Source organism: Streptomyces qaidamensis (assembly GCF_001611795.1).
GTDB classification, from domain to species: domain Bacteria; phylum Actinomycetota; class Actinomycetes; order Streptomycetales; family Streptomycetaceae; genus Streptomyces; species Streptomyces qaidamensis.
Window position 1 is genome coordinate 1646971 of sequence record NZ_CP015098.1, and the last position, 12008, is coordinate 1658978.

The window sequence follows — 12008 nt, forward strand, 5'->3', positions numbered from 1 at the left end:
CCCCCGCAGGTACGATGCCCTCGTCGCGACCTACGGACGGTTGCTTCGCGCACGGTGCAACTCCGGTCCGTGGCACAGCGGTTCGAGCAGGGCGGCGCCGGCTGGGGGCGGCTCGTTGGCATACCGACGGGGGCACGGTTTGTGGGGGACGTGATGGACTTCGGCACGCAGGGCCCTCAGGCCCCGGCCGACCTCGCCTGGCTGCGAGGCGTGGACGCCTACACCATGGGCGCGTATCCGCAGGCGGAGGAGGAGTTCCGCGCCGCCGTGCGGATGGACTCCGGGATGGCCGACGGCTGGCTGGGGCTGCACGCGCTGCGCGTCGACACGACGACCGCGCTGCTGCGGATGTTCCGGCACCGGGACCGTTTCGGGGAGCAGCGCTCCCGCTACCGCCGCACGCTCAACTCCTGGTACTGGCTGGGCTGGTGGGTGCAGCCCGTGCTGGAGAGCCCCCGCGATCTGCTGCTCGCGCACGCCTCCCACTGGCTGGACGGCCGCCACGTCCCCGAACTGGACCAGGCCCTCGCCGGGCTGCCGCCCGTGGACACCGACCACCAGGTCCGCTTCCTGCACTCCTGCCGCGCCTACCTGGTCAAGGACTGGGAGCAGCTGGTCCGCCACACCGACCCGCTGCTCGGCGATCCGATGCTCGGCATCGAGGCCGGCCTGTTCGGCGGCATGGCCCGGGTCCGTCTGGAGATGTACGGCCAGGCCGAACCGCTGCTGTCCGCCGCGCTGATGCGCTGCCGCAGCGAGCAACCGCAGCGCAAGGAGCTGCGCTACTGGCTGGCCCGGGCGCACGAGGGCACGGGCCGCAGCGCCGCCGCACTCCCGCTGTACCGGGCCGTGCACCGCGTCGACCCGGCCTTCATGGACACCTCCGCCCGGCTCGCCGCCATCGCCGAGGGCGACGGGTACGACGACGTCACGGACCTCGCGGCGATCACCCTCACCGGCGCGGGCCAGGACGCCGCGGACGGGCCGGACGGGTTCGATCCGCTTTTCGGCCTGGAGGGGCGCGACCTGAGACTCCCCGACCCCGAGCCGCCGGTCGCTCCCCTGTCGCCGGTGACCGTCCCGCCGGTCCGCGAGAGGACCGGCCCCACGCCCTCCCTGCCCGCCGGACCCACCGACCCGGCGTTACTGGAGGAGGCGCTCGCCGAGCTGGAGCGCATGGTGGGTCTGGAGCCGGTGAAGCGCCAGGTCAAGGCACTGTCGGCCCAGCTGAACATGGCCCGGCTGCGGGCCGGGCAGGGCCTCCCGGTCCAGCCGCCGAAACGCCACTTCGTCTTCTCAGGCCCCTCGGGCACCGGCAAGACGACCGTCGCCCGCATCCTCGGCCGCGTCTTCTACGCCCTCGGCCTGCTCGGCGGCGACCATCTCGTGGAGGCCCAGCGGGCCGACCTGGTCGGCGAGTACCTCGGGCAGACGGCGGTGAAGGCGAACGATCTGATCGACTCGGCCCTCGGCGGCGTCCTCTTCGTCGACGAGGCCTACTCGCTGTCCAACTCGGGCTACGGCAAGGGGGACGCGTACGGCGACGAGGCCCTGCAGGTGCTGCTGAAGCGCGCGGAGGACAACCGCGACCACCTCGTGGTGATCCTCGCCGGCTACCCGGAGGGCATGGACCGCCTGCTCGCCGCGAACCCCGGGCTGTCGTCCCGTTTCACCACCCGCGTCGACTTCCCCTCGTACCGTCCGCTCGAACTCACCGAGATCGGCAAGGTGCTCGCCGCCGAGAACGGCGACGTGTGGGACGACGAGGCCCTCGACGAGCTGCGCTCCATCGCGGGGCACGTGGTGGACCAGGGGTGGATCGACGAGCTGGGCAACGGGCGGTTCCTGAGGACGCTGTACGAGAAGAGCTGCGCGTACCGGGATCTGCGGCTGTCGGTGTATCCCGGGGTGCTGGGCAGGGAGGACCTGGCGACGTTGCGGTTGCCGGATCTGATGCAGGCGTACGGGGAGGTCTTGTCGGGGCGGGGGCCGCAGGATCCGTCGGCGATGTGAGTTCGTCGGCTGCGGGCCGGCGGGGGCTGGTCGCGCAGTTCCCCGCGCCCCTGAGTGGGTGCAGTGAAGGTCGGTCGAGCCGCAGGGGCCCGTCCGGGGGCGTGGGGAACTGCGCGCACCAGTCCCCACGCGCCCGCGGCCGAACACCTACGAAGCCAACGCCTCCTCGCTGCTGCGAGGCTCGGTGAGCCGAACCTCCGGCATCTCCCGGTGCGCGGGATCCCGCACCTCCCCCACCAGCAGCTCCAGCACGTCCTCCAGGGCGACCAGGCCCAGCACCTTGCCGGACGCGTCGGCGACCTGGGCCAGGTGCGTCGCCGCCCGCCGCATCACCGTGAGGGCGTCGTCGAGAGGCAGCTCGGGCCGCAGGGTCGTCATCGGGCGCCACAGGTGCTGCGGGACGGCCCGGTCCGAGTCCTCCGCGTCGAGGACGTCCTTGACGTGCAGGTAGCCCATGAACGCACCGGTGTCCGCGGCGACCGGGAACCGGGAGTATCCCGTGCGGGCCGTGAGCTCGACGATGCGCCCGGGCGTGACCGACGGGCTGACCGTGACCAGGGACTCCCGCTTCAGCAGGACGTCCGTCACCGGGCGGGAGCCCAGTTCCAGGGCGTCCTCCAGGCGTTCGGCCTCCTCGGGGTCGAGCAGGCCCGCCTGACCGGCGTCCTCCACCAGCCGGTTGAGCTGCTCGCTGGTGAAGACGGCCTCGACCTCGTCCTTGGGCTCGACGTGGAAGAGCCGCAGGATGCCCTGCGAGACCGCGCCGAGGGCGGCGGTGATGGGCTTGCAGAAGCGGGCGAACCAGACCAGGCCGGGGCTGAGCCACAGCGCGGCCTTCTCCGGCGCCGCCATCGCCAGGTTCTTCGGGACCATCTCACCGATGACGAGGTGGAAGAAGACCACCGCGGCCAGCGCGATGACGTAGGTGAGCGGGTGGATCACGCCGTGCGGCAGGTGGATCCACTCGAAGACCGGCTCCAGCAGGTGTGCGACCGTCGGTTCGGCGACCGCGCCGAGGGTGAGGGAGCAGATGGTGATGCCGAACTGGGCCGCCGCCATCATCTGCGGCAGCCGTTCGAGACCGTAGAGGACCTGCCGGGAGCGGGCGGTGCCTAGCGGTTCGATCTGGCTGCGGCGTACGGAGACCAGCGCGAACTCGGCGCCGACGAAGAAGCCGTTGGCGAGCACGAGCAGCGCGGCGAAGAGAAGCTGGAGCACGCTCATCGGACGGCCTCCGCCAGGGAGACCACCGGGGCGGTCCGCACCAGCCGGACCCGTTCCGCGCGGTAGTGGCCGACCTGGCGCACCGCCAGCCGCCAGCCGGGCAGCTCCGCCTTGTCGCCGACGGCCGGGATACGGCCCAGCAGGTCGGCGATCAGGCCGGCGACGGTCTCGTACGGGCCCTCGGGCACGTCGAGGCCTATGCGCTGCAGGACATCGACCCGGCAGCTGCCGTCGACGTCCCAGGCGGGCCTGCCGTCCTCCGGCGGCGCGGCGGCCAGCTCGGGCAGGTCGTGTCCGTCGTGCTCGTCGCGGACCTCGCCGACGAGTTCCTCGACGATGTCCTCCAGGGTGACGACACCGGCGGTGCCGCCGTACTCGTCGACGACGACCGCGATGGGCTGCTCGCTGCGCAGGCGGGCGAGGAGCGGCCGAACGGGCAGCGTCTCGGGGACCAGTAGCGCCGGGCGGGCGATGTGGCCGACGGGGGTGCGCAGCCGGTCCCGGACGGGGACGGCCAGGGCGTCCTTGAGGTGGGCCATGCCGACGACCTCGTCGATCTTCTCCCGGTAGACCGGGAAGCGGGACAGGCCGGTGGCGCGCGTCAGGTTGACGACGTCCTCGGCGGTGGCCGAGGACTGCAGGGCGCTGACCTTCACGCGCGGCGTCATCACGTGCTGCGCGGTGAGTTCGCCCAGCGACAGGGTCCGGACGAACAGGTCGGCCGTGTCCTGCTCCAGGGCGCCGGCCCGGGCCGAGTGGCGGGCCAGGGAGACGAGCTCGCCGGGGGTGCGGGCGGAGGCCAGCTCCGCGGTGGGTTCGATGCCCAGGGCGCGCACGAGCCGGTTGGCGACGGCGTTGAGGCCGGCGATGACCGGGCGGAACAGCCGGGCGAAGACGTGCTGCGGGCCCGCGACGAAACGCGCGACCTGCAGCGGCCGGGACACCGCCCAGTTCTTGGGCAGCAGCTCGCCGATCACCATCTGCACGGCGGAGGCCAGCAGCATGCCGACGACGACGGTGACACCGGAGACGGCTCCCTCGGGGATACCGATCGAGGTGAACGGGCCGTGCAGCAGCTCGGCGAGCGCCGGTTCGGCGAGCATGCCGACGACGAGCGAGGTGATGGTGATGCCGAGCTGGGTGCCCGAGAGCTGGAAGGACAGTTCCCTGAGTGATTCGACGACCCGGTGGGCGCGCCGGTCGCCTTCGGCGGCGGCCTTCTCGGCCTCCGCCCGCTCGACCGTCACAAGTCCGAACTCGGCCGCCACGAAGAATCCGTTGGCGAGAATCAGCAGGAACGCGGCTGCCAGGAGCAGCAGGGGGGTGGTCATGGTGCCGCCGCCTCCACACGGTCGCGAACCTCGACTACGAGGTCCGCGCTATGTCGGCAGGGGGCGGCGCAGGTACTGCAGGACGATCCGTCCATCGCCGGAGGGGGTCACTCCTCGGTTAGCAGGAGCCTCTGCGCACCGGTCGGGGCGACAGAAGCGGAGGCGCATCCATCACGCCTCCGCCAACAGATTAATCAAGACATGGCCCGGTACGGCAGTGGTGGCCGCCCGGAGGATCCCGCGAGTCAGCCCTGATGCCGTTCGGGGCCCGCCGCGGAACGGGCCTCGACCAGCGCCCGCAGCGCCCGGGCGTCGGCGATCGCACGCTGCTTGGCCAGGCCCGGCTGGATGCCCAGAGCAGGCAGGCTGGTGCCGTCGCTGAGGTTGAGGAACACCCAGGGGTCACCCGGCCGGAGGGTCACCTGGAGGATCTCCGCCCACTCCAGCCGGCGCTTGTTCGTGAGATTGACGACAGTGACGCCGTCCTCGTCGACGACGACCTTGGGACGCGCCAGGAGCAGCAGCACGGCGTCCAGCAGGAGTGCCGTGAAGATGAAGCTGACGCGCTCGCCGGGGCTGAGCTGCTTCAGCAGCATCGCGACCGCCGTGATCACCACGAAGATGGCGACGGCCGCGGTGAGCAGCACCACGCGGGTGCTGCCCGGCCGGAACGTGACGGGCAGGGTGGGCAGATCGGTCATCTCGCGCACGCCCCTCAGAGACGGCAGGCGTGGATGGCCGTGGTCAGGATGGCCCGGGCGCCGATGTCGTACAGGTCGTCCATGATCCGCTGGGCTTCCTTGGCCGGGACCATGGCGCGGACGGCGACCCAGCCCTCGTTGTGCAGCGGAGAGACGGTCGGGGACTCCAGGCCGGGCGTGAGGGCGACGGCCTTCTCCAGCTGCTCGACGCGGCAGTCGTAGTCCATCATCACGTACGTCCGGGCGACCAGGACGCCCTGGAGGCGGCGCAGGAACTGCTGGACCTTGAGGTCGTCGGCGTCCGCGCCGGTGCGGCGGATCACGACGGCCTCGGACTTCATGATCGGCTCGCCGGCGACCTCCAGGCCCGCGTTGCGCAGCGAGGTGCCGGTCTCGACGACGTCGGCGATGACCTGGGCGACGCCGAGCTGGATGGCGGTCTCGACGGCACCGTCGAGGTGGACGACGGAGGCGTCGATGCCTGCCTCGGCGAGGTGCGCCGCGACGATGCCCTCGTAGGAGGTGGCGACGGTCTTGCCGGCCAGGTCCGCCAGGCCGCTGATCGTGCCGGGCTTGGCGGCGTAGTGGAAGGTGGAGCGGGCGAAGCCGAGGGCGAGGATCTCCTCGGCTTCGGCGCCGGAGTCGATGAGCAGGTCCCGGCCGGTGAGGCCGATGTCCAGCTGCCCGGAGGCGACGTAGATCGCGATGTCGCGGGGGCGGAGGTAGAAGAACTCGACCTCGTTCACCGGGTCGACGATCCGCAGTTCCTTGGACTCCCGGCGCTGCTGGTAGCCGGCCTCATGCAGCATCTCCGCCGCAGGGCCGGACAGGGAACCCTTGTTGGGGACGGCGATGCGCAGCATGAGGTCGGCTTCCTTTGCGTGGTGTGGGACGGGAACGGGTGCGGCTCAGAGGTGGGCGTAGACGTCGTCGAGGGAGATGCCGCGGGCGACCATCATCACCTGGACGTGGTACAGCAGCTGCGAGATCTCCTCGGCGGCGGCTTCCTTGCCCTCGTACTCGGCGGCCATCCACACCTCGGCGGCCTCTTCGACGACCTTCTTGCCGATGGCGTGGACGCCCTTCTCGACCAGTTCTGCGGTGCGGGAAGTGGCGGGATCGCCCTGGGCGGCCTTGTGCTGGAGCTCGGTGAAGAGCTCCTCGAACGTCTTCTTGGACATGGTGACGCTCAGCCTATGCCACAGGTGGCTTCCGTCAGCGCCAGGGTTCGGATACTGAGCGGAGGGTGGCCGCGGTCGCCACCGCCGCCGTCACCGCCTCGTGTCCCTTGTCCTCGTTGGAGCCCTCGATGCCGGCGCGGTCCAGGGCCTGCTCCTCGGTGTCGCAGGTGAGCACGCCGAAGCCGACGGGGACGCCGGTGTCGACGGAGACCTGGGTGAGGCCCTGGGTCACGCCCTGGCACACGTACTCGAAGTGGGGGGTTCCGCCGCGGATGACGACGCCGAGGGCGACGATCGCGTCGTAGCCGCGGCCCGCGAGGACCTTGGCGACGACCGGAAGCTCCCAGCTGCCGGGTACCCGGAGCAGGGTCGGCTCGTCGATGCCCAGGTCGTGCAGGGCGCGCAGGGCGCCGTCCACCAGTCCGTCCATCACCTTCTCGTGCCACTGTGCCGCGATGACGGCGACCCGGAGGTCACCCACGTTGCGTACGGACAGCTCCGGTGCACCCTTGCCGCTCACGTTGCTCCTCTAGTGCTCTGTTACTGGTTGCCGCAGGCCGGCACGGTGGTCGTGTCCAGCCAGGGCAGGTCGTGGCCCATCCGGTCCCGCTTGGTGCGCAGGTAGCGGAGGTTGTGCTCGCCGGCGTTCACGGGCATCGGCACACGGGCCTTGACCGCGATGCCGTGGCGGACGAGCGCGTCGGTCTTGTCGGGGTTGTTGGTCAGCAGCCGGACGCCGCGCACGCCGAGGTCGGCGAGGATCTGCGCGCCGGCGGCGTAGTCGCGGGCGTCGGCGGGCAGGCCGAGCTCCAGGTTGGCGTCGAGGGTGTCGCGGCCGCGTTCCTGGAGTTCGTAGGCGCGCAGCTTGGACATCAGGCCGATGCCGCGGCCCTCGTGTCCGCGCAGGTACACCACGACGCCACGGCCCTCTTCCTGGATGCGGGCGAGGGAGGCGTCGAGCTGAGGGCCACAGTCGCAGCGGGCCGAGCCGAAGACGTCGCCGGTGAGGCATTCGGAGTGGACGCGGACGAGAACGTCCTGGCCGTCGCCGATCTCGCCGTGCACCAGGGCGACGTGCTCGACGCCGTCGACCGTGGAGCGGTAGCCGTGGGCGGTGAAGGTGCCGTGGGCGGTGGGCAGTTGGGTCCTGGCCTCGCGGCGGACGGTGGGTTCGCTGCTGCGGCGGTAGGCGATCAGGTCCTCGATGGAGATGATCGTCAGGCCGTGCTTGCGGGCGAAGGGGATCAGCTCGGGCAGGCGCAGCATGGTGCCGTCCTCACCGGCGATCTCGACGATCGCGCCGGCCGGGCGCAGGCCCGCGAGTCGGGCGAGGTCGACGGCGGCCTCGGTGTGGCCGTTGCGGGTGAGGACCCCGCCGGGCCGGGCGCGCAGCGGGAAGATGTGGCCGGGGCGGACGAAGTCGTCGGGCCCGCAGACACCGTCGGCGAGCAGCCGGAGCGTGGTGGCGCGGTCGGAGGCGGAGATGCCGGTGGTCACGCCGTACGCGGCGGAGGCGTCGACGGAGACCGTGAACGCGGTCTTCATCGACTCGGTGTTGTCCTCGACCATCTGCGGGAGGTTCAGCCGGTCCAGTTCGTCGCCCTCCATGGGGGCGCAGATCAGGCCGCGGCACTCGCTCATCATGAAGGCGACGATCTCGGGGGTCGCCGTCTCGGCGGCGATGACGAGGTCGCCCTCGTTCTCCCGGTCCTCGTCGTCGACGACCACGACGGGGCGGCCGGCCGCGATGTCGGCGATCGCCTGTTCGACGGGGTCTAGCGCGAAGGTCTCGACGTCGTCGGTGCTGTACAGGGCGGTGGTCGAGGGGGTGGCGCGAAGCGCCTCGTTCAGGGTGGTGGCGGGTGACGGGCGGGCACTCATGCCGGCGCTCCTTCCAGGGTGGGCCGCGCGGCCTGACGCGAGCGCAGCCACCAGTCGCGCAGGCCCCACAGGACGAGCGCGCCGTAGATGACGTAGACGAAGCCGGAGAAGGCGTAGCCGTTGGCGAAGTTGAGGGGCACGCCGACGAGGTCGACGAGCAGCCAGGCGAACCAGAACTCGACCATGCCGCGCGCCTGGGCGTACATGGCGACGATGGTGCCGACGAAGATGTAGGCGTCCGGCCAGGGGTCCCAGGACAGGGTCGGGTACGCCTTGAAGAGCAGCGCCACCGCGACCGTGCCCGCGGCGGCCGCCGCGGCCATCACCGCGCGCTCGCGCCAGGTGGCGAACCGGACGGCGATGTGACCGTCCTCGCCCTGCTCCTTGCCGCGCTGCCACTGCCACCAGCCGTAGACGGCGACGAGCACGACGACCGCCTGCTTGCCCGCGCTGCCGGTCAGATGCCCGAAGAAGGCCCCGAAGAGGATGAGGCCGGCCAGGAACTGCACGGGCCAGGTCCAGATGGAGCGCCGCCAGCCGAGGGCGAGGGCGACGAGGCCGAAGAGGTTGCCGACCATGTCGGACCAGAGGATGTGCTGGCCGAAGACGACGAACGCCTCGGAGTTCAGCGAGTTCACCGGGTCGCCCCCTGCGCGCGGTCGCCCAGCATCCGCTCGACGTACTTGGCGATGACGTCCACTTCGAGGTTGACCGGGTCGCCGGGCTGCTTGTGGCCGAGCGTGGTCAGGTCGAGGGTGGTCGGGATGAGGCTGACGGTGAAGTGGTCGGGGCCGGCGTCGACGACCGTGAGGCTGATGCCGTCGACGGTGATGGAGCCCTTCTCGACCACGTACCGGGTGAGGTCGGCGGGCAGGGAGATCTTCACGATCTCCCAGTTCTGCGAGGGCTTGCGCTCCAGGATCTCGCCGGTGCCGTCCACATGGCCCTGCACGATGTGCCCGCCGAGGCGTTCGCCGACGGCCATGGGGCGTTCGAGGTTGACCCGGGAGCCGGCCGTGAGGGCGCCGAGGCTGGAGCGGTTCAGCGTCTCGGCCATGACGTCGGCGGTGAATTCGTCGCCTTCGTGGTCGACGACCGTGAGGCAGACGCCGTTCACGGCGATCGAATCGCCGTGCTTGGCGCCTTCGGTGACGACCGGGCCTCGCAGGCGGAAGCGACAGGCGTCGTCGAGGGTCTCGACGGCGGTGACCTCGCCCAGCTCTTCGACGATTCCGGTGAACACTTCCCGGGTCCTCCTGCCTCTTCGGGCACGGACTCCGGGGCTGTCGATGACGACAGAAGTACGAGCAGGGACACCGAGGACGACGCCGGACGGAGTCCGCCACAGGGGACGGACTTCTGGGCGGCGCGCACGAATGCCCGCTCGCCGCGCACTGCCTCCCATCCGGACTTTAACCGTCGGTCCAGGAATTTCACCTGGTCAACCGGCCGCTGGAGGCGACCGGGTCGCGGACTGTAACCGCCGGTTCGGACTTTCACCGACCCCGGAGTGCGCTGCTACTGGTACAGGGCCAGTGTGCCACGCCTGATCGACGTTCAAAGGGGCGGAGTGTGTGGGCTGCCTCACAGGCAGCGCCTCCACCCTTACCCAGCGCGACGAGCGCCCCAACTCCCGCACCTCCCGGCCCCCTTGAGGTCACGCATTGGTACACACCTATTGACGAGGTGGTCTAGTCCTTTCTAAGGTCAACGCCTGGCTCGGCTCGACCTCACTGACCGGCCCGGCGGCGGTGACGACGGCCCTTGCCCGCCGTCGGGCCTTCCCACGCCGCGCGCACGGTGTTCTGGCAGGGTGAGTCGTATGACCACGACGATCGCCGACGAGTTCGAGATCCACCGGCGCCGGATGTTCTCACTCGCCTACCGGCTCCTGGGCTCCGCCGAGGAGGCCGAGGACGCGGTCCAGGACGCGTATCTGCGCTTCAGCGGAGCCGACCGGGCCGGAATCGAGCAGCCGGCGGCCTGGCTCGCCAAGGTCGTCACGAACCTCTGCCTGAACCGGCTGACCTCCGCAAGGGCCCGCCGCGAGCAGTACGTCGGGACCTGGCTGCCCGAGCCGGTGGTCACCGGGGACGGCACGCTCGGTCCCTTGGAGTCGGCCGAGCAGCGGGACGCCGTGTCGATGGCGATGCTGGTGCTGCTGGAGCGGCTGACACCGACCGAGCGGGCGGTGTACGTGCTGCGGGAGGCGTTCGGGTACGGGCACCGGGAGATCGCGGGGGTGCTGGATCTGAGCGAGGCGAACTGCCGCCAGCTGTACCGGCGGGCCGCGCAGCGGGTGGGTGAGCCGCGGGCCCGGTTCGAGCCCGCGTCCGAGCAGCAGGAGGAGCTGGTCACGTCGTTCATCACCGCGGCCCGCGAGGGTGATCTGGCCGGGCTGGAGAAACTGCTCGCGACGGAGGCGACCTGGTGGAGCGACGGCGGCGGCAAGGTCACCGCCGCGCGGTGGCCGATCGAGGGCGGGCAGAGGATCGCCCACTTCCTGGCGGGTGGGGGCCCGAAGTTCGCGGCGGGCCTGGACTTCACGCCGGTGGAGGTCAACGGAGCGGCCGGGCTGGCCACCTGGGCGGGCGACACCCTGGTGGGGCTGGCGGCGATCGAGGTGCGCGAGGGGCTGGTCGCGGGGGTGCGGGCCGTGGTCAACCCGGAGAAGCTGGCGTTCGCGCGGCGTCAGCTCACCCGGGCGTAGGACCGCCGGGCGCGTCTGTCACATTCCGCGGGGGGTGTTCGGTCCTAGCTGGCGTGGGGCGCTCCGTCCGGGAGCGCCGGGCGTCGGAAGGGACTGAACAGCATGACCACGATCCTGGTGACCGGCGGTACCGGAACGCTCGGCCGGCTCGTCGTCGAGCGGCTGCGCGCGGGCGGGCACGAGGTGCGGGTACTCAGCCGGCACAGCGAGCCGTACGCGGTCGACCTGCGAAAGGGCGGTGCCGGGCTGGACGCGGCGGTCGCCGGTGTGGACACGATCGTGCACTGCGCGTCGTCGCAGAAGGGGGATGAGGAGGCGGCGGCGAACCTGATCAGGGCGGCACGCGGGGCGCGTGTGCCCCACCTCGTGTACGTCTCCATCGTCGGCGTCGACCGGGTGCCGTTCCGCTATTACAAGAGCAAGCTCGCGGTGGAGAGGCTCGTCGAGGAGTCGGGGCTCGGCTGGACCGTGCTGCGGGCGACCCAGTTCCACGACCTGCTGGTCATGATGCTCCAGGGGCTGTCGAAGCTGCCGGTGCTGTTCCTGCCGGCCGGCCTTCGGGACCAGCCGGTCGAGGTCGCCGAGGTCGCGGACCGGCTGGCCGAGCTGGCGGCGGGTGCGCCGGCGGGGCGGGTCGAGGACATGGGCGGGCCCGAGGTGCGGACGTTCGAGTCGCTGGCCCGCGCGTATCTCAAGGCGTCCGGGCGACGGCGGGCGGTGGTGAACGTGCCGCTGTGGGGTGCGGCGTACCGGGGCTTCCGGAGTGGGGGGCATCTGACGCCGGAGCGGGCCGTGGGCACGGGGTCGTTCGAGGAGTACCTGGCGAGGCGGTTCGGGAGCGGCCAGGTGCGGGCGGAGAGCGGGCGGGGCGGGGAGGGCCGGCCGGGGGCGTAGGCACCGGGGCGGAGCGGGAAGCAACCGCCAAGGCCTTAGGCACCCGGCGGAGCAGGAAGCAACCGCCAAGGGC

At 71.5% G+C, this 12008-nt stretch carries 12 protein-coding genes and 1 riboswitch; of the genes, 3 read left to right on the top strand and 9 right to left on the bottom strand.

The window, feature by feature from the left end:
• The first annotated feature begins 153 nt into the window (after positions 1 to 153).
• Entirely contained in the window at positions 154 to 2013 is a 1860-nt protein-coding gene (locus tag A4E84_RS07065) for an AAA family ATPase (RefSeq protein WP_062925721.1), read from the top strand.
• A gap of 147 nt (positions 2014 to 2160) precedes the next feature.
• On the opposite strand, the gene A4E84_RS07070 is transcribed toward A4E84_RS07065, so the two are convergent.
• From A4E84_RS07070 to A4E84_RS07110, 9 genes are all read right to left on the bottom strand, one after another.
• Positions 2161 to 3237, bottom strand: coding sequence for a hemolysin family protein (locus A4E84_RS07070; RefSeq protein ID WP_062925722.1), 1077 nt, complete (start codon positions 3235 to 3237; stop codon positions 2161 to 2163).
• Positions 3234 to 4568 carry a hemolysin family protein gene (locus tag A4E84_RS07075; RefSeq protein ID WP_062925723.1) on the bottom strand — a complete coding sequence of 445 codons (1335 nt, stop codon included), beginning with the start codon at positions 4566 to 4568 and terminating at the stop codon, positions 3234 to 3236. Before A4E84_RS07075 ends, A4E84_RS07070 begins: the two co-directional genes overlap by 4 nt.
• Positions 4569 to 4813: 245 nt before the next feature.
• Positions 4814 to 5269 (bottom strand): PH domain-containing protein, encoded by a 456-nt coding sequence (locus A4E84_RS07080; protein ID WP_062931348.1) that lies wholly within the window; start codon positions 5267 to 5269, stop codon positions 4814 to 4816.
• Positions 5270 to 5283: 14 nt separating this feature from the next.
• Positions 5284 to 6132 (bottom strand): ATP phosphoribosyltransferase, encoded by an 849-nt coding sequence (gene hisG / locus A4E84_RS07085; protein WP_062925724.1) that lies wholly within the window; start codon positions 6130 to 6132, stop codon positions 5284 to 5286.
• Between the two features lie 45 nt (positions 6133 to 6177).
• A complete protein-coding gene (locus A4E84_RS07090) occupies positions 6178 to 6450 on the bottom strand; it encodes a phosphoribosyl-ATP diphosphatase (protein ID WP_003988914.1) in 273 nt (90 codons plus the stop codon).
• 34 nt (positions 6451 to 6484) lie between these two features.
• A complete protein-coding gene (gene ribH / locus A4E84_RS07095; RefSeq protein WP_030038615.1) occupies positions 6485 to 6970 on the bottom strand; it encodes a 6,7-dimethyl-8-ribityllumazine synthase in 486 nt (161 codons plus the stop codon).
• A 20-nt stretch (positions 6971 to 6990) separates the two neighbouring features.
• On the bottom strand, positions 6991 to 8331 hold the full coding sequence (locus tag A4E84_RS07100; RefSeq protein WP_237304876.1) for a bifunctional 3,4-dihydroxy-2-butanone-4-phosphate synthase/GTP cyclohydrolase II: 1341 nt from the start codon (positions 8329 to 8331) through the stop codon (positions 6991 to 6993).
• Positions 8328 to 8969, bottom strand: a complete 642-nt coding sequence (locus tag A4E84_RS07105) for a nicotinamide mononucleotide transporter family protein (RefSeq protein WP_062925725.1) — start codon at positions 8967 to 8969, stop codon at positions 8328 to 8330. The genes A4E84_RS07100 and A4E84_RS07105 overlap by 4 nt, the downstream gene beginning before the upstream one ends.
• Positions 8966 to 9574 (bottom strand): riboflavin synthase, encoded by a 609-nt coding sequence (locus A4E84_RS07110; RefSeq protein WP_062925726.1) that lies wholly within the window; start codon positions 9572 to 9574, stop codon positions 8966 to 8968. Before A4E84_RS07110 ends, A4E84_RS07105 begins: the two co-directional genes overlap by 4 nt.
• 144 nt (positions 9575 to 9718) lie before the next feature.
• A riboswitch (FMN riboswitch) is annotated at positions 9719 to 9849 on the bottom strand.
• Between the two features lie 304 nt (positions 9850 to 10153).
• Here A4E84_RS07110 and A4E84_RS07115 point away from each other — a divergent pair.
• A complete protein-coding gene (locus A4E84_RS07115; RefSeq protein WP_062925727.1) occupies positions 10154 to 11041 on the top strand; it encodes an RNA polymerase sigma-70 factor in 888 nt (295 codons plus the stop codon).
• Positions 11042 to 11143: 102 nt separating this feature from the next.
• Positions 11144 to 11935, top strand: a complete 792-nt coding sequence (locus tag A4E84_RS07120) for an SDR family oxidoreductase (RefSeq protein ID WP_062925728.1) — start codon at positions 11144 to 11146, stop codon at positions 11933 to 11935.
• The last annotated feature ends 73 nt before the right edge of the window (positions 11936 to 12008 follow it).

Bases quoted from the DNA above. Each gene is read 5' to 3' on its own strand.
- A4E84_RS07065 (WP_062925721.1), top strand. From the start codon at position 154: ATGGACTTCGGCACGCAGGGCCCTCAGGCCCCGGCCGACCTCGCCTGG.
- A4E84_RS07070 (WP_062925722.1), bottom strand. From the start codon at position 3,237: ATGAGCGTGCTCCAGCTTCTCTTCGCCGCGCTGCTCGTGCTCGCCAAC.
- A4E84_RS07075 (WP_062925723.1), bottom strand. From the start codon at position 4,568: ATGACCACCCCCCTGCTGCTCCTGGCAGCCGCGTTCCTGCTGATTCTC.
- A4E84_RS07080 (WP_062931348.1), bottom strand. From the start codon at position 5,269: ATGACCGATCTGCCCACCCTGCCCGTCACGTTCCGGCCGGGCAGCACC.
- hisG (WP_062925724.1), bottom strand. From the start codon at position 6,132: ATGCTGCGCATCGCCGTCCCCAACAAGGGTTCCCTGTCCGGCCCTGCG.
- A4E84_RS07090 (WP_003988914.1), bottom strand. From the start codon at position 6,450: ATGTCCAAGAAGACGTTCGAGGAGCTCTTCACCGAGCTCCAGCACAAG.
- A4E84_RS07100 (WP_237304876.1), bottom strand. From the start codon at position 8,331: ATGAGTGCCCGCCCGTCACCCGCCACCACCCTGAACGAGGCGCTTCGC.
- A4E84_RS07115 (WP_062925727.1), top strand. From the start codon at position 10,154: ATGACCACGACGATCGCCGACGAGTTCGAGATCCACCGGCGCCGGATG.
- A4E84_RS07120 (WP_062925728.1), top strand. From the start codon at position 11,144: ATGACCACGATCCTGGTGACCGGCGGTACCGGAACGCTCGGCCGGCTC.